17 protein-coding genes, 2 pseudogenes and 1 riboswitch are annotated in these 22,506 nt (G+C 70.6%); of the genes and pseudogenes, 10 read left to right on the top strand and 9 right to left on the bottom strand.

Annotated features, from left to right (window positions below; genetic code table 11):
* The 5 genes and pseudogenes from NCCP_RS10640 to NCCP_RS10620 form a co-directional block, all read left to right on the top strand.
* Positions 1 to 200, top strand: a pseudogene (locus tag NCCP_RS10640) (transaldolase); the annotation flags it as partial.
* Positions 201 to 1,145, top strand: a complete 945-nt coding sequence (locus NCCP_RS10635) for a sugar phosphate isomerase/epimerase family protein (protein WP_149957237.1) — start codon at positions 201 to 203, stop codon at positions 1,143 to 1,145. It abuts the pseudogene before it with no gap.
* A gap of 252 nt (positions 1,146 to 1,397) precedes the next feature.
* Entirely contained in the window at positions 1,398 to 2,423 is a 1,026-nt protein-coding gene (locus NCCP_RS10630; protein ID WP_149957236.1) for an ATP-dependent 6-phosphofructokinase, read from the top strand.
* Positions 2,424 to 2,473: 50 nt separating this feature from the next.
* Positions 2,474 to 3,558 (top strand): annotated as a pseudogene (locus NCCP_RS10625) (pyruvate kinase).
* 80 nt (positions 3,559 to 3,638) lie between these two features.
* Positions 3,639 to 4,229, top strand: coding sequence for a TetR/AcrR family transcriptional regulator (locus tag NCCP_RS10620; RefSeq protein ID WP_149957235.1), 591 nt, complete (start codon positions 3,639 to 3,641; stop codon positions 4,227 to 4,229).
* Positions 4,230 to 4,413: 184 nt separating this feature from the next.
* On the opposite strand, the gene NCCP_RS10615 is transcribed toward NCCP_RS10620, so the two are convergent.
* Positions 4,414 to 4,602 (bottom strand): hypothetical protein, encoded by a 189-nt coding sequence (locus NCCP_RS10615; RefSeq protein WP_149957234.1) that lies wholly within the window; start codon positions 4,600 to 4,602, stop codon positions 4,414 to 4,416.
* 29 nt (positions 4,603 to 4,631) lie between these two features.
* Here NCCP_RS10615 and NCCP_RS10610 point away from each other — a divergent pair, with 29 nt between their 5' ends.
* From NCCP_RS10610 to NCCP_RS10600, 3 genes are all read left to right on the top strand, one after another.
* Positions 4,632 to 6,128 (top strand): aldehyde dehydrogenase family protein, encoded by a 1,497-nt coding sequence (locus tag NCCP_RS10610; RefSeq protein ID WP_149957233.1) that lies wholly within the window; start codon positions 4,632 to 4,634, stop codon positions 6,126 to 6,128.
* Positions 6,129 to 7,760, top strand: coding sequence for a GMC family oxidoreductase (locus NCCP_RS10605; protein WP_149957232.1), 1,632 nt, complete (start codon positions 6,129 to 6,131; stop codon positions 7,758 to 7,760).
* Between the two features lie 368 nt (positions 7,761 to 8,128).
* Positions 8,129 to 9,718, top strand: coding sequence for an APC family permease (locus NCCP_RS10600; protein ID WP_149957231.1), 1,590 nt, complete (start codon positions 8,129 to 8,131; stop codon positions 9,716 to 9,718).
* A gap of 143 nt (positions 9,719 to 9,861) precedes the next feature.
* Here the strand turns inward: NCCP_RS10600 and NCCP_RS10595 are convergent, their stop codons facing one another.
* Positions 9,862 to 10,317 carry a hypothetical protein gene (locus NCCP_RS10595; RefSeq protein WP_149957230.1) on the bottom strand — a complete coding sequence of 152 codons (456 nt, stop codon included), beginning with the start codon at positions 10,315 to 10,317 and terminating at the stop codon, positions 9,862 to 9,864.
* A 10-nt stretch (positions 10,318 to 10,327) separates the two neighbouring features.
* Positions 10,328 to 10,445, bottom strand: a riboswitch (SAM riboswitch).
* A gap of 73 nt (positions 10,446 to 10,518) precedes the next feature.
* Between NCCP_RS10595 and NCCP_RS10590 the strand changes: the two genes are divergently transcribed.
* Positions 10,519 to 11,946 carry an MFS transporter gene (locus NCCP_RS10590; RefSeq protein WP_149957229.1) on the top strand — a complete coding sequence of 476 codons (1,428 nt, stop codon included), beginning with the start codon at positions 10,519 to 10,521 and terminating at the stop codon, positions 11,944 to 11,946.
* Positions 11,947 to 12,161: 215 nt separating this feature from the next.
* The gene (locus NCCP_RS10585) at positions 12,162 to 13,007 is read left to right on the top strand and encodes a siderophore-interacting protein (protein WP_149957228.1); all 846 of its coding nucleotides are present in this window, start codon (positions 12,162 to 12,164) and stop codon (positions 13,005 to 13,007) included.
* 65 nt (positions 13,008 to 13,072) lie between these two features.
* On the opposite strand, the gene NCCP_RS10580 is transcribed toward NCCP_RS10585, so the two are convergent.
* The 7 genes from NCCP_RS10580 to NCCP_RS10550 all read right to left on the bottom strand — a co-directional run bounded on the left by NCCP_RS10580 (position 13,073) and on the right by NCCP_RS10550 (position 22,308).
* Entirely contained in the window at positions 13,073 to 13,708 is a 636-nt protein-coding gene (locus tag NCCP_RS10580) for a DNA-3-methyladenine glycosylase I (protein WP_414727720.1), read from the bottom strand.
* Positions 13,709 to 13,719: 11 nt separating this feature from the next.
* Positions 13,720 to 14,445 carry an alpha-ketoglutarate-dependent dioxygenase AlkB family protein gene (locus tag NCCP_RS10575; RefSeq protein WP_149957227.1) on the bottom strand — a complete coding sequence of 242 codons (726 nt, stop codon included), beginning with the start codon at positions 14,443 to 14,445 and terminating at the stop codon, positions 13,720 to 13,722.
* On the bottom strand, positions 14,442 to 15,059 hold the full coding sequence (locus NCCP_RS10570) for a methylated-DNA--[protein]-cysteine S-methyltransferase (protein ID WP_149957226.1): 618 nt from the start codon (positions 15,057 to 15,059) through the stop codon (positions 14,442 to 14,444). The genes NCCP_RS10575 and NCCP_RS10570 overlap by 4 nt, the downstream gene beginning before the upstream one ends.
* A gap of 208 nt (positions 15,060 to 15,267) precedes the next feature.
* Positions 15,268 to 16,815, bottom strand: coding sequence for a multicopper oxidase family protein (locus NCCP_RS10565; protein WP_149957225.1), 1,548 nt, complete (start codon positions 16,813 to 16,815; stop codon positions 15,268 to 15,270).
* Positions 16,815 to 20,144 (bottom strand): ATP-binding protein, encoded by a 3,330-nt coding sequence (locus NCCP_RS10560; RefSeq protein WP_149957224.1) that lies wholly within the window; start codon positions 20,142 to 20,144, stop codon positions 16,815 to 16,817. Before NCCP_RS10560 ends, NCCP_RS10565 begins: the two co-directional genes overlap by 1 nt.
* Positions 20,141 to 20,854: a DUF4194 domain-containing protein gene (locus NCCP_RS10555; RefSeq protein ID WP_149957223.1), complete on the bottom strand. Its 714-nt coding sequence runs from the start codon at positions 20,852 to 20,854 to the stop codon at positions 20,141 to 20,143. The genes NCCP_RS10560 and NCCP_RS10555 overlap by 4 nt, the downstream gene beginning before the upstream one ends.
* Positions 20,851 to 22,308, bottom strand: a complete 1,458-nt coding sequence (locus tag NCCP_RS10550) for a DUF3375 domain-containing protein (RefSeq protein WP_149957222.1) — start codon at positions 22,306 to 22,308, stop codon at positions 20,851 to 20,853. Before NCCP_RS10550 ends, NCCP_RS10555 begins: the two co-directional genes overlap by 4 nt.
* Positions 22,309 to 22,506: the final 198 nt, after the last annotated feature.

The following is a 22,506-nucleotide window of genomic DNA, read 5'->3' as shown; positions in this document are numbered from 1 at the left end:
GACAGGTCACCGGCAACACCATCGCCGGAACCTACCAAGCCTCCCAGGCCGTCCTCGATGCCCTCGCCGCCCAGGGCATCGACTACAACGAAGTCGTCGCCCTGCTGGAAGAAGAAGGCCTGGCCAAATTCGTCGCCAGCTGGAACGAACTGCTGGCCGACGTCGAAGGCGCCCTCGCCGGCGCACGAAAGGCTTCCTGAGTGACTTCACCGTTCGAACCCCGCATTCCATTCCGCCGCGCTGCGGCCTCCACGGTGTGCCCCATCGGCGTCCACGCCGGGGTCTGGGTGAATGACTGGTCGCCCCTTTCGGCCCGAAAGGCGATCGAGGGCAGCGCCGGCGCCGGATTCGACCTGATCGAGATCCCGTTGCCGGGCTCCCGCGGCACGGCGGCCAGTGACTCCCTGACCCGGGCGCTGCTCGAGGACAACGGGATCGACGCCGTCGTGTCCCTCGCCCTGGGCACCGAAACGGACATCAACACCGAGGACCCCGCCGTATCGGCCCGCGGGGAGGAGAAGCTCCTCGATGCCGTGGCCTTCGCCCGCGACATCGGCGCGTCCTACGTTGGCGGCGTGACGTTCTCCGCGATGACCAAGTACGCGCATCCTGCCACCGCAGCGTCCCGCGCGAATTCGCTCGATGTCCTGACCCGGGTCGCCGCGGCCGCCTGCAAGGTGGACGTCCGGATCGGCCTTGAATACGTCAACCGCTATGAAAGCAACCTGCTGAACACGGCCGCCCAGACGGCAGCGTTCATCACCGACCTGAAGCAGCGGGGCGCTTCCAACGTCCTGCTGCACATCGACACCTACCACGCCAACCTCGAGGAACTGTCCCAGGCCGATGCCGTGAAAGACGCCGGAGCGCTGCTCGGCTATCTCCACATGGCCGAAAGCCACCGCGGCCGGCTCGGAACCGGAACCATCGACTGGCCGGGACTGTTCGAAGCCTTGGACGCGACAGGCTACCAGGGTCCGCTGACGTTCGAGTCTTTCTCTTCGGACATCGTCTCCCCGGCTACGCGCGACGACATCGGCCTGTGGCGCAACCCCTGGCACGACCCCGCCGAAGTGGCCCGGCAGGCGGCAGCCTTCCTGCGGGAGCACCTCACTCACCGGGCCCACCCGGCCCTCCGCGCCTAACGGAACCGGCGGCCATGCCTTGACCGCTTCCCCGACGGCCTGCATGATCGAAGGGAAGTATAAATTTAGGGGCTAAATAAACTCCCTGAACATCCGCTTTCAGGCGTCGGCCCACCGGCGCTCCCAAGAGCTCCCAAGAGCTCGCACGTGAGCGGGGCGGCGAGCCCCAGGCAGCCGTCGGTACGGGTCCGAAACGCAGTCCAGGGAGCGGGAAGCCTGTCCCGCCGCGAACAGATGAAGGAATCCGTAACTGTGAAGATCGGCATTTTGACCAGTGGAGGGGACTGCCCCGGCCTGAACGCGGTAATCCGCGGTGCGGTGCTGAAGGGCCTGAAGTCCCACGGTGATGAGTTTGTGGGGTTCCGGGACGGCTGGCGGGGCCTGCTCCAGGGCGACGTGATGGAGTTGTCCCGGCACAGCGTCCGGGGCATTTCCAAGCAGGGCGGGACCATCCTGGGAACCTCCCGGACCAATCCGCTCGGCCCGGACGGCGGGGCGGGCGTGGTCAGGGACACCATGGAGCGCTTGGGGGTTGGGGGTTTGATCGCCATTGGCGGGGAGGGGACGCTGGCCGCCGCGCAGCTTTTGGCGCAGGAAGGCCTGAGGATCGTCGGGGTTCCCAAGACGGTGGACAACGACCTGGACGCCACCGACTACACCTTCGGTTTCGACACCGCTGTCCAGATCGCCACCGAGGCGATCGACCGGCTGCGCACCACCGGAGAGTCCCACCACCGGTGCATGGTGGCCGAGGTCATGGGCCGGCACACGGGCTGGATCGCGCTGCACGCGGGCATGGCCTCGGGAGCTCACGCCATCCTGATCCCGGAACAGAGGGTTTGCATGGACCAGATCACCGAATGGGTCACCGACGCCCACAAGCGCGGCCGCGCCCCGCTGGTGGTGGTGGCCGAGGGCTTCGTCCCCGAAGGCCGGGAAAGCGCACACTCCGAGCGCGGCCTGGACACCTTCGGCCGTCCCCGCCTGGGCGGCATCGCCGACGTGCTCGCTCCGGAGATCGAAGCGCGCACCGGCCTGGAAACCCGCGCCACGGTCCTGGGCCACATCCAGCGCGGCGGCGTTCCCACCGCCTATGACGGGGTGCTGGCCACCCGGCTGGGCATGGCCGCCGCCGACGCCGTCGACGCCGGCGCATGGGACACCATGGTGGCCCTGAGGGGCACCCACATCGTGCGCACCGGCTTTGCCGAGGCCCTCGGAAAGCTCAAGACCGTACCCGGGGGCCGCTACGAGGAAGCGGCCGTGCTCTTCGGCTGAGCGCACCCCCGAAACCATCCCCGCCACCATTGACGGCAGGCAGACTCCACATGAGACGCGCGAAGATCGTGGCCACCTTCGGGCCGGCCATCAGCACTTATGCCAAGACGCTGGCGGTGCTGGAGCCGGGGTGGACGTGGCAATGGGGGAGAGGTTCACGATCACCGTTCAGGACGTGGAAGGCACCGCAACTGTCTGTTCCAGCACCCACCAGGGCCTGCCCGGGGACGTGAACGTGGGGGACACCCTGCTGATCGACGACGGCAGGGTCGCCCTGCGGGCTCTCAAAGTCACCGACTCCGACGTCGTCACCGAGGCCGTCGTGGCCGGGGCTGTCTCAAACAGCAAGGGCATCAACCTCCCCCAAGTGGCCGTGAACGTGTCGACTCTGAGCGGGAAGGACGAGCAGGACCTGCGCTGGGCCCTGCGCCGCGGCGTGGACTTCATCGCGCTGTCCTTACGTGCGCTCGGCCGCCCACATCGCCCGCGTGCACCAGATCATGGACGGGGAGGGCCGGCGGGTGCCGGTGATCGCCAAGGTCGAAAAACCCCAGGCGGTGGAGGCGCTGGAGGAGATCGTGGACGCGTTCGACGCGATCATGGTTGCCCGCGGGAACCTGGGCGTGGAACTGCCGCTGGAGGACGTGCCGGTGGTGCAGAAGCGCGCCATCGAACTGGCCCGGCGCTGGGCTCCAAGCCGCGCACCCGGGGCGGGGCGGTCACCTGGGCCGCCGTGGAAATCGCCGGGAAGCTGGAAGTGAAGTACCTGTGCACGTTCACCGGGTCCGGGGACTCGGCCCGCAGGCTCTCCCGGCTGCGCCCGGTCCGCCCGGTTTTCGCGTTCACCCCCACTGAGCAGGTCAGCTCCCAACTGGCCCTGGCCTGGGGCATTATCCCGGTGCTGGCGCAACCGGCCCCGCACACCGACGAGATGACCGCCCAGGTGGACCGCATGCTCTTCGAGGCCGGGCTGGTGGAACCCGACGACACGGTGGTCATCACCGCCGGCTCCCCGGCCGGCCAGGCCGGAACGACCAACCTGCTCAGGGTCCACCGCGTCGGGGACCTGTCCGACGCCGGCGGACGGCTTGAGGGCAGGAAGACCCGCGAAAGCATCGGCCCCTGGCCCGCCTGAGGACCCGGAACAGCTGCCGCGGCCAGGCGGCGGTCTTGGGCCTGATTCACTCAGGGCGGGTTTCACCCTAGGCTGGCCGGGTGGATACAGGCACCGTGAACCCCGGCAAACAGCTCGACAGGCAGTCGCGCATCCTCCAGGCCGCGCTGGACCTGCTGTCCCGCCACGGCATCTCAGGGGTCAATATGCGGGCCGTGGCGCGCGAAGCCGGCGTCGCGCTGGGGTTGGTGAACTACTACTACGAAGACAAGTCGACGTTGATCCGGGCAGCGTTGCGCCGCATCGACGAGGACGACCTCATGCTGGTTACCCCCGACCCGGCGCTGCCCCCCGACGAACAGCTCCGCCAGGCCCTCCGGCGCGTCGCGGGTCCGGAATACCTGACCACGCAGTATTTGTCCCTGCGCCTTCATCTGTGGGCGCTCGCCCAGGCCGACGAAGGCTTTGCGCTGATCAACGCGGCGGCGTTCGAGCGGTATCTCCAAGGGCTCGCGACGTTGATCGGGAACGCCAACCCCGAGCTTTCCGGGGAAGAGTGCCGGCAGCGGGCAGCCGACATCGTCGTCGTGCAAAACGGCATGTGGCTGACGGCCCTCTTGGGCGTGGACAGGGCATCCATCCAGCGGAGCATCGCCCGGACGGAGCAAATCGCTTTCGCTGCTGCATCCTAAATCAGTCAACGTCTTAATTCAGCCGGCGTCGTAAGCCGGCTGGCGCCATAAACCGGTCAGCGGACCCTGCACCGCGCTGTTCCCGGTGCCACGCTGTTGCTGAAACACGTCCATGCCCGGCGGCGCCCGCAAGCCTCTTTGAACATTTGTTCATGCAGGGTCTTGAACGCTTGTTCAACTCCTACTAGCCTGCATCCATGACCTGCGCCACACCGAACCGGCACATCCTGGCCGGGACGGAGGTTCCGGCGCCGGCCGGGATGCCCGAGCATCCCTGCGCCTGCAGCCCGGGGGTCATCGCATCACCAACCTCCGGATCCGCCTGATCCGTCCACAGCGGCCCGTCCACGCCCGGGCGGGAAGACGACTGCACGTCCCCGCCGTACTACTGCAGGAGACACTATGACCGATACCGCATCCACCCTGTTCATCAATGGCTCATGGGAGCCGGCCAGAACCGGCGCGGTGCGCCACATCCGCAACCCGGCCGACGGCGAACTGGTCGCCACCGTGTCCGAAGCCGGTCGGGAGGATGCCGAGCGCGCCATCGCCGCGGCGCGCGCGGCCTTCGATTCCGGTGTCTGGGCCGCGGTCCCGGCGCCCGAGCGCGGCGCCTTCCTGCTCAAGGCGGCTGCGGAACTGCGCGAACGCCGCGAGAAGTTCGCCCGCGCCGAGTCGCTGGACACCGGAAAGCGGATTGTCGAGAGCCGGATCGACATGGACGACATCGCCGCCTGCTTCGAGTACTTCGGAAAGCTCGCCGGGCAGCAGGCGGGGCGCATCGTCGACGCCGGCGATCCCGGCGTCCTCAGCAGGATCGCCTACGAGCCGGTGGGCGTCTGCGGTTTGATCACTCCGTGGAACTACCCGCTGCTTCAGGCGGCCTGGAAGATTGCGCCCGCCCTGGCCGCCGGCTGCACCTTCGTGCTCAAGCCCTCCGAACTGACCCCGTCCACCGCCATCCTGGCCATGCAGCTGCTGCAGGACCTGGGCCTGCCGGACGGCGTCGCCAACCTCGTCACCGGGGCCGGCGCGGAGGCCGGGGCGCCGCTGTCGGAGCATCCCGACGTCGACCTGGTCTCCTTCACCGGCGGGCTGGAGACCGGTAAGCGCATCGCCGCCGCTGCGGCCGGCACCGTGAAGAAAGTGGCGCTGGAGCTCGGTGGCAAGAACCCCAATGTGGTGTTCGCCGACGCGGATTTCGGCGCTGCCGTCGACAATGCGCTCAACGGGGCCTTTGTGCATTCCGGACAGGTCTGTTCCGCCGGGGCACGGCTGGTGGTCGAGGAATCGATCGCCGAACGCTTCGTCGACGAGCTGGTCCGCCGCGCGCAGGACATCCGCCTTGGCGGCCCGTTCGACGGGGACGCCGAAACTGGGCCGCTGATTTCCGCGGCCCACCGCGAGAAGGTCCACGCCTACGTGCAGCGCGGCGTGGCGGAGGGTGCGCGGCTGCGCTGCGGCGGCGCGGCACCTGTCGGGCAGAAGTACGACGCCGGTTTCTACTACCGGCCCACCGTCCTGGACCGCGTGCGCCAAGGAATGTCCGTCGTCGTGGACGAAGCGTTCGGCCCGGTGGTAACGGTCGAGACCTTCCGTACCGAAGACGAGGCCGTGGCGATCGCCAACGACACGGTCTATGGGCTGGCCGGCGCTGTCTGGACCCAGGATGCCGGCAGGGCGCAGCGCGTCGCCGGCCGGCTGAGGCACGGCACCGTCTGGATCAACGACTACCACCCCTACCTTCCCCAGGCGGAATGGGGCGGTTTCGGCCAGTCCGGCGTCGGCCGTGAACTCGGCCCCAGCGGCCTCGCCGAGTATCAGGAGGCCAAACACATTTACCAGAACACCAGCCCGCAGGCGACCGGCTGGTTCGCCGACCACAGCAAGGAGAACTAGATGCACACCGACAGCGTCGAGAATCTCAAAGACCGGGAGTTCGACTACATCGTCATCGGCGGCGGATCCGCCGGCGCCGCCGTCGCCGCCCGGCTGAGCGAGGACCCGGCCGTGTCCGTGGCGCTGGTGGAGGCCGGCCCGGACGACCGCGGAATACCCGAAATACTGCAGCTGGACCGCTGGATGGAGCTGCTGGAATCGGGCTATGACTGGGACTACCCGATCGAACCGCAGGAGAACGGCAACTCCTTCATGCGGCATGCCCGGGCCAAGGTCATGGGTGGCTGCTCCAGCCACAACTCCTGCATCGCCTTCTGGGCTCCGCGCGAAGACCTGGACGAGTGGGAGTCCAAATACGGCGCCACCGGCTGGAACGCCGGGGCTGCCTGGCCGCTGTACCGGCGGCTGGAGACCAACGAGGACGCCGGCCCGGACGCCCCGCACCACGGTGACTCAGGCCCCGTGCACATCATGAACGTGCCGCCGGTGGACCCCGCCGGCGTCGCGCTCCTGGACGCCTGCGAACAGGCGGGCATTCCCCGCGCGAAGTTCAATGCCGGCAACACCGTGATCAATGGCGCCAACTTTTTCCAGATCAACCGCCGCGCGGACGGCACCCGCTCCTCCAGTTCGGTCTCCTACATCCACCCGATCATCGAGCGGGCGAACTTCACCCTGCTGACCGGCCTGCGCGCCCGCCGGCTGGCGTTCGACGCGGACAGGCGCTGCACCGGCGTGGACGTCGTGGACTCGGCATTCGGCCGGACCCACCGGCTCTCTGCGCGGTGCGAGGTGGTCCTGTCCACTGGCGCGATCGACTCGCCCAAGCTGCTCATGCTCTCCGGCATCGGCCCGGCCGCACACCTGGCAGAGCACGGCATCGAGGTCCTGGTCGACTCTCCGGGAGTCGGGGAGCACCTTCAGGACCACCCCGAAGGCGTTGTGCAGTTCGAAGCCAGGCAGCCCATGGTGCAGACGTCGACGCAGTGGTGGGAAATTGGCATCTTCACCGCCACCGAGGACGGCCTGGACCGCCCTGACCTGATGATGCACTACGGCTCCGTCCCGTTCGACATGAACACCCTGCGGCACGGCTACCCCACCACGGAGAACGGATTCAGCCTCACTCCGAACGTCACCCATGCCCGCTCCCGCGGCACCGTCCGGTTGCGCAGCCGCGACTTCCGCGACAGGCCCGCGGTGGACCCGCGGTACTTCACCGATCCGGAAGGCCATGACATGCGCGTCATGGTTGCCGGGATCCGCAAGGCGCGCGAAATTGCCGCCCAGCCCGCCATGGCTGAATGGACCGGCCGCGAGCTCTCCCCCGGCGCCGGCGCGCAGACCGACGAGGAACTGCAGGACTACATCCGCAAGACCCACAACACCGTGTACCACCCCGTGGGAACCGTCCGCATGGGGCCGGCCGATGACGACATGTCTCCGCTCGATCCCGAGTTGAGGGTCAAGGGCGTCACCGGCCTGCGCGTTGCCGATGCCTCGGTGATGCCTGAGCACGTCACGGTCAACCCCAACATCACCGTCATGATGATCGGCGAACGGTGCGCGGACCTTATCCGTGCCAGCCGGAGCAGCGCGCCTGCGGCGGAGCTGAGCGCGGCCCTGGCCTGACCGGCAGTGCTTTACGTGCACCGGGTCCGAGCATCATTGAACATCTGTTCATCCGCAACTCTTGAACACATGTTCAGCATCGGCTAGCCTCTCGACTGTGACGCACGCCACACCGCGCAATACGCGGCCCGGCGGCGGGCGTCCGTAACTTTTGGACCGCATCCGCCAGCCGGCTGCCCCGTCTTTCCCGGGAAGTCCATCTTCCCGGGGGCAGCGGAGCGGATGCGGCGGCTAGTCATCAGGAGTGGGGAAGACAGCGGGCACTGCAATGCGGCGCCCGGGCCGTCGATTTCAGCAGCGTGATTTGCTCCGCGTCCAATGGAGGCCGCGGGTAATCACCATTGTGCTTTTCTGACTTAGGAGTTCAGATGTTGGAGCCCAGCAAGAGTAGTGATTCAGGCGGCATGGACGAGTTCGGCTACGCCCAGACCCTGGACCGCAGTATCGGCAAGTTCGCCAGTTTTGCCGCCGGAGTCAGCTACATTTCCATCCTCACCGGCATATTCCAGCTCTTCTATTTTGGTTTTTCCATGGCCGGACCGGCCTACGCGTGGTCGTGGCCCATCGTTTTTGCCGGGCAGCTGATGGTCGCACTCTGTTTTGCCGAACTCGCCGGCCGCTACCCGGTGGCCGGTTCCGTCTACAACTGGGCCAAGCGTCTTTCCTCGGGCACGTTCGCCTGGCTGGCAGGCTGGCTCCTGCTGATTTCCTCGATCGTGGCCCTGGGAGCCGTCGCGCTGGCCCTCCAACTCACGCTGCCGCAGATCTGGTCCGGTTTCCAGATCGTCGGTGACGGCACCGGCCAGTACGACTTCGCGGGCAATGGCGTGCTGCTGGCCAGCATCATGATCGCCATCTCCACGCTGATCAACGCGTTCGGCGTCAGGCTCATGACCCTCATCAACAGCGTCGGCGTGTTCGTTGAACTGGTGGCGGCCGTGCTGCTGATCCTGGCACTGGGCTGGCACGCGGTCCGTGGCCCGGGGGTCCTCTTCGACACCTCCGGATACGGCGAAGGGCACACGCTGGGGTTTTTCGGCGTCTTCCTGATCGGGGCCATGGCCTCGGGCTACGTCATGTATGGCTTTGACACCGCAAGCTCCCTGGGCGAGGAAACGAAGGATCCCAAGCGCACCGCGCCCAAGGCCATCCTGCGCGCCGTCACCGCCTCCTTCGTGCTGGGCGGCCTGATCCTGCTCGGCGGCCTGCTGGCGGCTCCGGACCTCAATGACCCCAAGCTGGGCCAGGCCGATGGCGGCCTGCAGTACATCGTGCTCTCGGTGCTGGGCGGCCCCTTCGGCAAGGCCTTCCTGGTGTGCATCGTCGTGGCCGTGGTCGTGTGCACCCTTGCGGTGCACGCCGCCGCCATCCGGATGATGTTCGCCATGGCCCGGGACAACAACCTGCCTTTCAGCCGGCAGCTCAGCAAGGTCGACCCCGTCCGCAGGACGCCTGCCTCAGCAGCGATCGTCATCGGTGTGATCGCGGTGATTCCGCTGATCGTCAACGTGATGCAGCCCGCCATTTTCACCATCGTGTCCAGCATCAGCATCGTCCTGATCTACCTGTCCTACCTGCTGGTCACCGTGCCCCTGCTGCGGAACAGGTTCCTGGGGAAGTGGCCGCTCAAGGAGGAAGAGGCCGGAGAGGCCGGCTTCAGCCTCGGCAAGTGGGGCCTTCCGGTGAACATCCTGGCGGTGCTCTGGGGCGGGGCCATGACGCTGAACCTCATCTGGCCACGGCAGGAGATCTACAACTCCGTACCGCCGTTCGAGTGGTACCTGCAGTGGGGCGGCGTGCTGTTCGTCGGTGCCGTCACGGTGGGCGGTACGCTCCTCTACCGCCTGAAGATCCGCCACCAAACGGGCGTGCTGGCCGAGCACGCCGCCGCCGTCGCGGCACATCCGTCCTCGGGCTCCGCCCAGACCGAACCTTCGGCTGCCGCCTCCGGCAGGTAGGGGAACACAGGGCCGGGCGGCACCCGCAGCCGGGCAGGAGCATCCCTTCGCCACTGTCCCTTGGCGGCCACCGTCCCCTGGTGGAGGGATGCCCATGCCGGCGGTGGGCGATCCGGGAGGGGAGCGCGGGTGGGCCGCTGCCCCTAGAGTGCGTCGGACTCGGCGAAGTGGGCGGTCACGGTCCTGAAGGAGCGCTCCAGGCCGGGGTCGTGGTTCAGCGGACACAGCACCAGGGGTGCCAGCGACAGGCTGAGGTAGCTCCGCCCCGCCTGGCGGCACGGATCCGCGGGCAGCCCCAGGATCCCCGCCCGGGGGTTCCACATGGGCTCGGCGCCGCGGCCGGTCCGCCCGAGCGTGTTTAGGAGCCGGGCGTGCCGGTCCAGCGCCAGGGCATCGTGGGTGTAAGCCCGGACCTGCTCCCCGCTGAACCCCACCAGCCGCACGGCCTGTTCGGCCACATCGACGTGCACGTCCGTGATCCGTTCCCACGCCGTTGCGTCGGCCAGGGCATTGGCGACGGTCCGGATGTGGAGGCGGTGCCCGCGTCCGAACAGGGTGCAGTTGGCTTCGGCGCCGGCGGAGGGGATCGGATAGCCCATGGGGGACCTTTCGTTGCTCTTGCCCGGTGCGGTGTTGCGCCAGGCCACTTCGTCATCCGAACCACCCGTGAAGCATGGGGTTGGTGTGCGGCCGGGTCGGAGCCCAAACATGGCCGCAGCTCGTGAAGCTTTTCCCATGGTATCCCATGCCCGCCGGGCCGGAGCCAGCGCCGGCGCTTCCGGCCGCACTAGGATCGACAGGTGAAATCCGCATCACCCGCCCCCCAGCCACGCTTCGGTCCCTCCGCGGCCCCGGCCGTGCTCGCCTTCGCCGGGCTGGTCGCCACCCTGATGCAGACGCTCGTCGTGCCCATGGCCCCGCTGTGGCCCGAACTGCTGGACGCGCCCCCAGCGGCGACGTCCTGGCTGGTCACCGCCACCCTGCTCGCCGGGGCCGTCTCCAATGTCCTCCTGGGGCGCCTCGGCGACATCTTCGGCCGTCGCCGGCTGATGGTGATTGCCCTCTGGGTCCTCACCCTGGGGTCGCTCGCCGGCGGACTGACCCACAACGTGTGGGTCCTGGTGGCGGTGCGCGTGCTCCAGGGCCTTTCGATGGGGGTGGTCCCGCTGGGCATGGCCATGCTGCGCGAGATCCTTCCGCCCGCCCGCTACGTCCGCGGCGTGGCGCTCATCTCCGCCCTGATTGGGGTGGGCGGCGCGTTGGGTTTCGGGGCCTCGGCCGTGGTGGGAACGTACCTGGACTGGCACTGGCTGTTCTGGGGTTCGGCGATGCTGGGGGCCCTCACCCTGGCGGGCATCCGGCTCGCCGTTCCCGCGGACCGCCGCGCCCTCCCCGGCACCCGCGACCGGGTCGACGTGCCCGGCGCCGGCCTGCTGGTGGCGGGCCTGGTGGCCCTGCTGACCGCGGTGACCAATGCCCGGGGGTGGGGCTGGACCTCCACTGCGACCCTGGGCACCTTGGCCGGGGCCGGCGTCGTGCTGGCCCTCTGGGCTGGCCGTCAGTGGCGCACCCGGCAGCCGCTGGTCAACCTGCGGATGGCCGTGCACCGGCCGGTGCTTTTCACCAACCTGGCCAGCACGATGGTGGGCATCGGCATGTATCCGATGCTGCTCGCCGTCCCGCAACTGGTACAGGTCCCGGCCGGTACCGGACACGGCATCGGATCGACGCTGCTGGCCTCCGGCCTGGTGATCGTGCCCGGCGGGGTGGTGTCGCTGTTCATGCCGCCCCTGGCGGCGCGGATCAGCGGCCGCTGGGGCCCGCGCGCGGTGATGCTCACCGGGGCGGGGATCATGGCTTCCGCCTACGCCTACATCCTGGTATCCCACAGTTCGCTGGTGGAGGTGACCGTCCAGACCGCCCTGCTGCACGTGGGGCTCGCGTTCTGTTTCGGCGCCGCCCCCGCGATGCTGTCCGGGCATGTGCCCTCCAAGGACCTGGGGCAGGTCAACGGGGTGAACAACCTGGTCCGGACGCTGGGCACGGCCACGTCCGCCGCCCTCACCGCGACCGTCCTCGCCGCCCTGCCGATTGCGGGCGGCCCGGGGGCCGGCAGGTACCCGTCCGGGACCGCATTCACCCTGGTGTTCGGGCTGGGGCTGGCCTGTTGCCTGCTGGTGCCGGTCCTCGCGGCGCTGGCCGGCCGGCGGGCGGAGCCGCCGGGCTGAGCCGGCACCCTGCCGGGTCCGGTTCGCGGGCCCCGGTTTGCGGGCTCCGGGTGGCAGGGGCTGGCGTGCGGATCCTGTTGCGTGCGGGTCCTGCGCCGGCGTCGCGCAAGTTGCTTCGCGGGCCGGAGTGGGATTGGCTGGGGAGCAACGCTTTAGGCAACCCTTACCCCCGTTTCCCAAGCATCCCCGCCCGCCGCCCGCGAACAGGACCCGCCATGACCGCAGCACCCACCGCCCGCACGCCCCGCCCCGCCCGCCCGCAGGTGGTGCTTGAGGTGCTGGCCACCGAACGCCTCAGCGCCCACATGGTCCGGCTGACCCTGGGCGGGGAAGGCTTCGCGGGGTTCCAGGACAAGGCCGCCACCGACAAGTACATCAAGCTTCTCTTCGCCGACCCCGCGCTGGGGCTGGAGCCGCCCTACGACCTCGAGGCGCTGCGCGGGTCACTGGGGCCGGAGGCCGTGCCGGTCCGCCGCACCTACACCGTGCGCCGCGTCGACCAGGCCGCCCGCACCCTGCAGATCGACTTCGTGGTCCATGGCGACGAGGGCATCGCCGGGCCGTGGGCCGCGGCCGCCCAGCCGGGGGAGAAGGTCTGCTTCAGCGGGCCCGGCGGCATGTACGCGCCGGACCCGGACGCCGACTGGCACCTGCTGGCCGGCGACGAGTCCGCGCTGCCGGCGATTGGCGCCGTGCTGGAGGCCCTGCCGGAGGATGCCGTGGGCGTCGCCTACCTGGAGGTGTCGGGGCCGGAGGACGAGCTGGAGCTTGCCGCTCCCGCCGGCATCGACCTGCGCTGGCTGCACCGCGGAAAGTTCAGCCCGGAATCCACCGTGCTCGCCGCCGCGGTCCGGGCCGGCACCTGGCGCGGGGGACGGGTGCAGGTCTTCGCCCACGGCGAGCGCGAGGTCATGAAGACCCTGCGCCGGTACCTCACCGAGGAGCGCGCGGTGGACCGCAGGCAGCTGTCACTGTCCGCCTACTGGGCCTACGGCCGGGCCGAGGACGAGTTCCAGGCGGAAAAGCGCGAGGTGGTCGGGCAGATCTTCCCTGAGGGCTGAGTTCTGAGGGCTGGGTTCTGAGGGCCGGAAGCGCCCGGGCACCGGCCGCTCCCGGCCCCTGCGGGTCACCGGGGCCAGACTCCGGAGGTTCCGCGGCGGTGGCTGCCCACCAGGTGGGTGTCCACGATGCCGGTGGCCTCCATAAGGGCGAACATCGTCGTGGGGCCCACGAACGCGAAGCCTTTTCCGCGCAGCGCCTTGGAAAGGGCCACCGATTCGGGCGAGGTGGTGGGCACCTCGGCCATGCTTCGGGGCGCGGGCGTCGATTCGGGCCGGAAGGACCACACGAAATCCGCCAGCCCGCCCTCGTCCCGCAACGCGATCGTCGCCCGGGCATTGGTGATCGCGGCCCGGATCTTGGCCCGGTTGCGCACGATCCCCGGGTCTGCCATCAGCCGCTCCACGTCCTCCTCGCCGAACGCGGCCACGGTTTCGGGGCGGAAGCCGCCGAACGCGGCGCGGAACGCCGGCCGCTTGCGCAGGATGGTCACCCAGGACAGGCCGGCCTGGAACGCCTCGAGGCTCAGGCGCTCGTACATGCCCCGCTCGTCGCGCACGGGCATGCCCCACTCGGTGTCGTAGTACTCGCGCAGCAGCGGGTCCCGGCTGGCCCACGCCGGCCGGGCGAGCCCGTCCTCCCCGAGCACGATGCCGGAGTCCTCCTCCCGGGGCACGACGCCGGAGGCCTCTTCCGCGGGCACAGATGCCCCGCTCACGGGGTGCCCCCGGGGGCCGGGGAGGCCTCCAGTCCGGTGGTGCGCAGCGTGATGTTGATCCTGCCTCCGCCTTCGAACGGATTAGGTCCTTCCAGTCCGCACCCTTCCGGCGCGGTGCCGGGAAACACCTTGGGCACCGCGTGGTACGCGAGCCGCGAGGGTCCGCCGAACACGAACAGGTCTCCGGAGCGAAGTTCCACGTCGGTGTACGGGCGGGTCCGGGTTTCGGTGTTCCCGAAGCGGAACAGGCAGGAGTCTCCGATGGAGAGGGACACCACCGGCTCCCGGGAGAGCTCGTCCTTGTCCTGGTGCATGCCCATCTTCGCCATATCGCCGTTGCGGTCCACACCGTAGTGGTTCACCAGTGCGGCGTCCGGCACGTAGCCGGCGGCGTCGCCGCCGTACGCCTCCGCCACGGCCCGGCGGCCCAGCCGCACCAGCCACTCCGGGACCGGCAGCACGCGGGCACCGTTCACGTCGGTGGCCTCGCGGGTGTACCGGTAGGGCTGCCAGTGCCAGCCCAGGCAGACGGTGCGCACGGACATCGGGTGACCACCGATCCGGGCCGCCCGCGCCGGGACCGGACCGGCCGACCATTCGCGGAAGCGGTCCACGATCCAGGCCTGCTGCCGCAGGGTGAGCCAGCCGGGCACATGCACCGCCCCCGGGGCAAGCTCCCGGCGCGGCCGGGCCAGCAGCTCGTCCCCGAAGAGTGCGCTCACGCCGCAGCCTCCAGCTCCAGCAGGGCGGTCTTGGCCGCGAGCCCGCCCAGGTATCCGCCCAGGCTTCCGTCCGTGCGCAGCACCCGGTGGCAGGGGACGACGACGGGCAGCGGGTTGGTGGCGCAGGCGGAGCCGACCGCGCGCACGGCCCTGGCGTGGCCCACCCGGCGCGCGACCTCCGCATAGGACTCCGTGCGGCCGAAGCCGATCCCGGAGAGGTGTTCCAGCACGGTGAGCCGGAACCCCGCGGACAGGGAACGGTCCAGCGGCAGGTCGAAGTGGCGGCGGCGGCCGGTGAAGTACTCGTCGAGTTGGCGCGCGGCCTCCTCCAGGCGGCGCGGGGAGCGCAGGATGCGCGGACCGGCCCGTTCGGCCAGGCGGTGCAGGACGGCGTCGTGGTCCTCCCCGGGGAAAGCGACCCGGAGGAGCCCGCGGCCGGTTGCGGCCAGCAGCAGGTCCCCGATCGGGGTAGAGACGGTGGTGTAGGCGATGTCCGGGATCCCGGCGCCGGCCGCGGCGTCCTCCAGCGGCGCGTGCAAGGAGGCGGGCAGGGAGGCGGGCGTCCCGGCGGGAAGGCCAGGCGCCGGGCCGGCCGCCTCGAATGGTTTCCTCATGTCCAACCCTTCCCGGTGCCCGTCTCCGCTGTATCTCCGCGGGTCCCCCTGCGATCCGCGGACCTGCCATCCGCAGTCCCTTACCACCACAGCCTAGACCCACCGGCCCATCCAAACACGGGGTCCGGCAGAGCGTGGGCGGTTAGTGGTGCGGGCAGTTAGTGATGCGGGGCGGCTAGTGGTGCGGGCAGTTAGTGATGCGGGGCGGCTAGTGGTGCGGGGCCGCAGCCGGCGGGGCGGGGGCCGCCGCCCCGGTGCCCGGCTCCACGACCGTGAACTGGCCCATCATGCCCTGGTCCTCATGCCAGAGCAGGTGGCAGTGGTACATGTAGGGCACGTCCGCATCGGCGTGCTTCCCGAAAGGAACCACCAGGTCCACACTCTCGCCCGGGCGCACCAGGACGGTGTCCTTCCAGCCCAGCCGGGCGGTTATTCCCGCGCCGTCATGGTCCCCGGCGGCCGGCCGCACCAGGAACTGCACGCCGTGGACGTGGAAGTTGTGGGCGCGGTCCGAGCCGTTGGCGACCCGCCACAGCTCCACGGCTCCGGCCGGGACGGCCAGGTCGATCCGGTCCATCGCCAGGACAGCGCCGTTGATGGACCTCCCGCCCAGGTCAAAGGTGCGCACGGTGGTGCCCACCGCCAGGCCCGCCGCCATCAGCGCGGCCGCCTCCGGGGCAGGCAGCGACGCCGGAACCTCCGCTCCGGCGGGGGCGCCGGCCGGGGCGCTGATCCGCAGCAGGTCGAACTCGTCCCGGGCGCCCCCGAGCCGCTCATCGCCGGTGGCCATGCCGAGGTCGTGCGCGAAGGACCGCAGCACCACGTCGGTGCCGGAGGCCAGTTCCACCAGGACTTCCGCGCGCTCGCCGGGGGACAGCAGCACCCGCTCCAGCGCGGCCGGCTCCGGCACCAGGCCGCCGTCGGTGCCCACCAGCCAGAGCCGTCCGCCGCCCTTCAGCCCCAGGTTGTAGCAGCGGGCGGAGGAGGCATTGAGCACCCGCAGGCGCACCAGCGGCGTCGAGGCGGAAAAGTGCGCCTGGTGCGTGCCGTTCACCAGCACCGTGTTGCCCAACCGCCCCACCGGCGCCTGCACGCGTCCGCCCTCTGCCCTGCCTCCGGAGGCCACGGCCACGTCCTGCAGGATGAGCGGGACGTCGTCCACCCCATACTCGGACGGCAGCCCGGCCGAACCGGCGCCGCCGGGCGCTTCCTCGACCAGGAACAGCCCGGCCAGGCCGCGCACCACCTGCCCCTCGGTCTGCCCGTGCGGGTGCGGGTGGTACCAGAGGGTCGCCGCGGGCTGGTCGATGGTCCATTCCGCGGTCCAGGTCCGCCCGCGGGAAATCGGCTGGTGCGGTGTCCCGTCCTGCGCCGCGGGCAGGCACATCCCGTGCCAGTGCGCGGTGGTGGGGAGGGTGAGCCCGTTGGACACCGCCACGCGCACCCTTTCCCCGCGCGCGGCGCGCAGCGTGGGCCCCAGGAAGGTGCCGTTGTAGCCCATGGTCCGGAAGCGGACCCCGGGCACCAGTTCGGTGAGCCCGGACCGGGCCTCCAGCCGGAAAGAGCGCACCCCTCCGGCGACCCGCCCCTCCGCCAGCGGAGGGATGGCCAGGGGCGTCGCGAAGGCCTCGCCGCCGCCGCCGTCCCCGGCGTGGTCCAACCCGCCGGCGGACAGCGCCCCCGCGGACAGCGCGGCGCCGCCGCCCGCCAGGACCGCCCCGCCGGCCAGCGCCAGGAACGCGCGCCGGGAGGGCATCAGCGCAGCACGATGTCGGTGGCGATGGCGGGGGAGAGGCCGGTCTCGACGAATCCGGACACGTTGGAGCCCGGGTGCTTGACGATGTCCGTCACCGATCCCAGGTGCCGGGAGAGGTCGATCTTGTCCTCCGGGGCGGCCAGGAGCAGCTGGAACCCGAACTCCTGCAGCGCGTTGATGCCGGCGGCCGCGTACTCGGAGTTGGCCTGGATGAACGCCTCGTCAATCATCACGGTGCCGTAGGTGGTGAACCCCTGCGCCGCAAAGCCCAGCTGGTAGGCCAGGGCCGCGCCCATGATGAAGGAGGTGAAGCGCTGGCCTTCACCGCCGGAGAGCGTGCCCGGCTCCAGTCCGGTCTCCACCTCGCCGCCGGGTTTGTGCTCGTTGCAGGAGATGGTCACGTGCTGGCGCACATCCAGCACGGTGTCCCGCCAGGACTGGCGGGAGGAGTCGTCCAGGGCGTCCACCAGCTTCTCCAGTTCGCGGTAGCTGGCGCTCATGTGGTCGGCACCGCGTCGGGTGTACGCGTTGCCAAGGGCGCTCTTCAGCGCGGCACGGAAGTCGCGGGCCTCGTCCGGAACGGTGGTGCGCACCTCCAGGGCCAGCCGGGAGCCGTGCTCGAAGGGCACGTCGGCGAGGATCTGGTTCAGCGGCAGGATGCGCTCGCCGATGGCCCGGCGTTCCTCCTCCAGCAGCTGCAGCAGGTCGGAGAAGCGCTCGTAGGAGCGGTTGGAGAAGTACTCGCGGAACTCCTCCTCGCGCTGGGGCAGGCCCTCCTGGAGGATGCCCCGGTAGAGGGCCACGAAGTGCGGGGCCGCCTCGACGCCGGTTCCGAAGGACGCGGATGCGGCGGGGCCGAAGTCGCGGGCGAACTGCTTGAAGGTGTCCGTCAGCGCGGTCTCGGTGGCGAACTGGGCCTGGCGCAGCCCGGCGGCCTCCTCGCCGAAGGCCAGCGCGGCGGCGGCCACGGCCGCGTCCAACTCCGCCACGGTGATGGGCTCGGCGGCCTGGATCCGCTCCACCACCCCGGCCAGCGCCGGGTGGCGGTGCAGCTCCTCGGTGGCGGATGCCTCGGGCGCGCCGGCGGCGCTGCGCTGCAGGGCCGCCTTGAGCTGGGACTCGGCGGCGCCGGAGCGGCGCTCCAGCGCGGAAGTCTCGCTGCGCAGGACCGCCAGGCGCCCGACGGCGGCCTCCAGCCGGGTGCGCGCCTCGGCCAGGGTGGCGCGCAGCGCGGCGAGGTCGGTGCTGGAGTCCATGGCCTCGGCGATGCGCTGCTCCAGGTCGGCCACCGCGGCCGCCTGCGCGGTCGAATCCAGGGTGGAGAAGGGGCGCTTGTCCGCGGCAAGGAAGCGCAGGGAGGCCAGGCGTTCGGCCAGGTTCTCCTTGGCGCGGCTGCGCTCGAGGGCCAGCTCCTCCGCGTCCCGCTCCTCGGCCGCCAGCGCGGCGGCCCGGGCCTGCAGTTCGTTGATCTTCTCCTGGTTGGTGAAGCCCAGCAGGTAGTCGGAGGCGGCGATCGCGCGGGTGTCGCGCTCGTACGTGCCGCGGCCGGCCTTGATGGTGCCGGCCAGCGAGATGGCCTTGTCGTGGATGTGCAGGCCGGAGTCGGACTCGACGCAGGCGAACCCGTAGTCGGCGGCGATCTTCGCGCGCAGCCAGGCGCCGGCGTCGGACTTCTTGAACTCCAGCTTCGTGACCAAATCCGCCGGTCCGGGTTCCACCGCGCGCGGGACGCGGGAGATGTCCATCCAGCGCAGCCGGCCGAAGCCCTCCAGCCCGTCGATGGCCCGGGTGACGGCCTTGAGGTCCTCCCCGCGCACCAGCAGCGTGGTGGCCAGGGTGCGCAGCGCCTTCTCCGCGGCCGGACGCCACGGGCCGTGGCCGGGGGCGATGTCCACCAGTTCGCCCCCGAAGGGCAGGTGTTCGACGTCGATGCCGGTTTCGGCGGCAATGTGCCGGCGCGCGGCGGCGGAGGCGCCGTCGATGTTGGAGCCGCGCTTGGCGTAGGACTCAATCTCCGCGCGCAGCTTGCGCCCGCGTTCGCGGGCTTCCATGGACGAGGCCATGGCCTCGTACTCCATGGTCCTGGCGTCCTTGGCGACGCCCTCGAGCGTCTCGGCGGACACCGCGGCCTGCCGCCGGGCCGCCTCCAGCCCGGAAGCGGACCACGTCAGCGGCACCCCCACGCCCTCCATTTGGGCGCGCAGCGCGGCGGCGGTGTTCTCCCGCTCGGCGTAGCGGGCGCGGGCGGTCTCCAGTTCCCGCTCCAGCGCCTGGACGGCCTGCCCGCCGTGCGAGTCGTGCTGTTCCTGCAGCGAGCGCACGCGCTCCTCCAGCGCAGCCTTGTCTTCGGCGGCGGCGGCGATGTCAGCGTAGTTCTGCCCCAGTTCCGCGGCCAGCCGGGCGGACTCGGTACCGAGCAGCTGCGCGGCCAGGTGCTCACGCAGCAGCGGCAGCTGGACGGAGGCCAGCCCGGCGTTGCGCTCCAGCGCGGCGGCCAGTTCGCAGTGGCGGGCGTACTGGTCCGGAACCAGTTCCAGGGCGTCGCGCTGGGCGCGGGCCTCCTCCAGCTGGCGGTGGATGCCGCGCAGGTGGGAAAAGTCCTCCACGGCGCCGGCGGCGGCCTTGAGGGTGGCCGGGACCTCCAGCACCTCGTAGCGGAAGAACTGGTTGACGCCCTTGTCCAGGCCCTTGCCGTTCTGCAGCGTGCGCAGCAGCTGGAAGGCTTTGTCATTGTCGATGCCCAGGCGGCGGCGGAAGCGCTCGGCGAAGGCGCGGTGCACGTCGAAGGCCTCGAAACCGGGCAGCACCTTCTGCAGCGAGGAGGGGGAGAAGCGGCGGGAGCCGTGGGTCTCCAGCGCCTCGGTGTCCAGCGGCCCGTCGCCCATCACGTAGTGCTTGCCGACCTGGCCCTCGAGCCCGTTGGCGGGCAGGTCGAACAGCGCGGCCAGGCAGACCTGACCGCCCAGCCCGTCCTCGTAGACCAGCGCGATCGCGCTCCAGGTGGCGCCCGGGCGCTGGTACAGGGTGCCGGCCTCGGTCTTGAAGCGGCGCCCGCGCATGTAGGAGTAGGTGGTGCGGCGGTCCTTGCGGGTGGAGGCCTCGTGGGCGGACTCGTTCAGCCGCGGGGCCGCGTGGAAGATGTGGCCGATGCCGTCGAAGAGCGTGGACTTGCCCACGCCCGGCTGGCCGGTGAGCAGCGTCCCCAACCGGTCCACGTACAGGCTGTGGCGTCCGTGGAAGGTGCCCCAGTTGATGACCTGGATCCGGCTCAGGCGGTGCTGGCCGGGGTTGACGGCCTCGCCAAACGGCAGGGTGAACTCGATGCTCACAGTTCCTCCTCGGTGTCCGCGTCCAGCAGGGTCTCGCCGGCGGAGCGGTCGATCGCCGCGATGTAGGCGGGGATCTCGTCGATGGTTTCGAACGGCAGGGCCAGTGCCAGGGCACCGGAGACCCGGTACTCGTCCTCCAGCTCGGTGGGCAGGATCAGTTTCAGTGCCAGCAGGCGGGCCAGCGAGGAATCGGTGAGCTCCTCCAGGCGCTTGTCATCCACCGCCCCGGGCTGGCGGTGCTCCTCGAGGATCTCGCGGGCACCGGTGCGGGAGATGACCGCCTCGGTCCCGGTACCGGCGTGCCGGTCCAGCAGCAGGCGCAGGCGCAGCGCGATCAGCGTCTCCTCGCGGCGCAGCGGCTTGCGGGGCACGATCGTGGTGGTGTGCGGGGCCTCCACGTCCACCGGGACCAGCAGCGCGATCTTGCGTTCGGTGTCCAGGGACAGGCGCAGGAACAGTTCGGCGACGTACGCGGAGATCTCCGCGCGCCGGTCCAGCACCAGCTGCCAGACCTTCGGTTCCGCGGACCCGTCCAGGTAGGGCCCGCGCAGCAGGCGCACCAGCACCTGGCGCAGCGGCAGCGGGAACCTTCCGGTGTCCCCGTCGAAGAGGCGGCGTTCGGCGCGCAGGCCCGCGCCGTCGTCGTGCCGGTCCTGCCGTTCATGCTGGTCCGGCAGGACCGGGTCGTGGGCGTCGTCGATGGCGGTCATGCGGGATCCTTCGCGAAGGTGATCACGGGCAGGTAGGCGGTGCGTTCGGTCCCGTCGACCTGGGTGTAGGCGAGCGGTTCGAAGGCGGTGGCGTCCACGGTCCCCCCGGCGGTGCGCGCGGCCAGGACCAGGTGGCGGACGGAGTTCAGGTGGCGGTCGGCCGGCTCGAGCGCGGCGAAGGCCTGCCCCACCGTGGCGGTTCCGCCGGCGGCGCGGCGGGCGCGCACGACGGCGGCGCGCAGCCGCTCGGGGTCGGCCTTGGGCGTGCTGGGGGTGCGCACGACGTCGGCGCCGGAGAGTGCCGGCGGATCGGCCAGCCGGGGTGGGGCGACGTGCTCGGCCGGATCGAAGATGCCCAAGGTGGCCAGCGTGGCGAACTCGGGGGCGAACAGCCCGACGCCGGCCACCGGGGTACGGGCCTTCAGGGCGGTGGAATTGGCGACGGCCAGTTCGGCCGCGCGCACGGCCTTGCGCAGCAGCTGCGACTCGCGGAACGCGTCCGACTGCACGTAGGCGTGCAGGCTTTCGCTGAGTTTGCCGTAGCTGGAATGGACCTCGCCGGCCTGCCGGCGCAGCTCCCGGACCAGGTTGGCGAGGGTGTGGCGCTCGGTGGGGGCGAGCTCGTCGATGAAGTCGCGTTCGAGGACCTCGGTGACCGCCTGGCGGAAGCGGGCCTGCTGGGCGGGATCGTTGAGGAACTCGGTGAAACCGCGGAAGGTCTCGCCCTCGGGGGTGCTGCGCAGCTGCCGGTCGCCCTCAAGGACCTGGCCCACGGCGACGCCCTTGGTCACCGAGGACTCCATGATTTCCTGGCGGACGGCATGCAGCATCTCCTGGACGCCGTCGCGCATGCGCTTGAAGTCGGCGGGCAGGTTCGCGGCCAGGTCCAGCACGGACCGGGCCGCGGCGACGGCGCCCTCGCGCGGCATTACCGCCGGGCCCTCGCCGGCCTGGAGCTGGCGGATGCGGTCCTGGCGCTCGGCGATCTCCGCCTCGAGCTGGCGGATGCGGGCCTGCGGGTCCGGGTCGGTTTCGTGGGCCAGCGCCTCGATGCTGGTCAGCAGGGTGTTCAGCCGGGAAGAGTTGAGGTTGGTGCGGGCGCCGGTGAAGTCCTCCAGGAAGGTCAGCACGCGGGCGGTCTGCGCGGTGGGCTCGTAGTGGAACTGGCCGTCCACCAGCGGGCGGGCCAGGAAACGGGACCTGACCCAGGAGTCCGCGTACTGGGCGGCCTGCCACTGCTCGTTCAGGCCGGCGCCGTTGGCGCGCAGGTGCTTGAGGAAGGCGTCCAGGGCCGCATGGAAGGCATCCAGGGTGATCCGCGGGCGGGCCTGGGTGAACTCCGCGCGCAGGAACGCAACAGTCCACGGCGCCGCCGAGAGCAGTTTCCAGGCGGGGGAGGAGCGGAAATCCAGCTGGTCGGCCCACAGGGCGGCAGCGTGCTCGGTGGGCCGCATCGAGGTCGCGTCCTTTCTGGCCGGCGGTGCCGCACTTCACCGGGCAGGGCGCGGGGCACGGCAGCACGGCAGGTCACCGGAGGGCATCCGGAGGCGGGGTGGACTTCCAATTCTAGGCCACCGTGCTGCGCCGTTTTCCCGTCCCGCTTTCCTGTCCTGTTCCGTTTTCCCGTCCCGTCCCGCGCGGGCGCACGGGAC

The sequence above is a fragment of the Zafaria cholistanensis genome, from assembly GCF_008580665.1.
Taxonomy (GTDB): Bacteria; Actinomycetota; Actinomycetes; order Actinomycetales; family Micrococcaceae; genus Zafaria; species Zafaria cholistanensis.
This window is presented reverse-complemented; position numbering and strand designations above follow the sequence as displayed.

Coding starts and splice junctions, on each gene's coding strand:
- NCCP_RS10610 (WP_149957233.1), top strand. CDS start 4,632: ATGACCGATACCGCATCCACCCTGTTCATCAATGGCTCATGGGAGCCG.
- NCCP_RS10605 (WP_149957232.1), top strand. CDS start 6,129: ATGCACACCGACAGCGTCGAGAATCTCAAAGACCGGGAGTTCGACTAC.
- NCCP_RS10600 (WP_149957231.1), top strand. CDS start 8,129: ATGTTGGAGCCCAGCAAGAGTAGTGATTCAGGCGGCATGGACGAGTTC.
- NCCP_RS10595 (WP_149957230.1), bottom strand. CDS start 10,317: ATGGGCTATCCGATCCCCTCCGCCGGCGCCGAAGCCAACTGCACCCTG.
- NCCP_RS10585 (WP_149957228.1), top strand. CDS start 12,162: ATGACCGCAGCACCCACCGCCCGCACGCCCCGCCCCGCCCGCCCGCAG.
- NCCP_RS10570 (WP_149957226.1), bottom strand. CDS start 15,059: ATGAGGAAACCATTCGAGGCGGCCGGCCCGGCGCCTGGCCTTCCCGCC.
- NCCP_RS10565 (WP_149957225.1), bottom strand. CDS start 16,815: ATGCCCTCCCGGCGCGCGTTCCTGGCGCTGGCCGGCGGGGCGGTCCTG.
- NCCP_RS10555 (WP_149957223.1), bottom strand. CDS start 20,854: ATGACCGCCATCGACGACGCCCACGACCCGGTCCTGCCGGACCAGCAT.
- NCCP_RS10550 (WP_149957222.1), bottom strand. CDS start 22,308: ATGCGGCCCACCGAGCACGCTGCCGCCCTGTGGGCCGACCAGCTGGAT.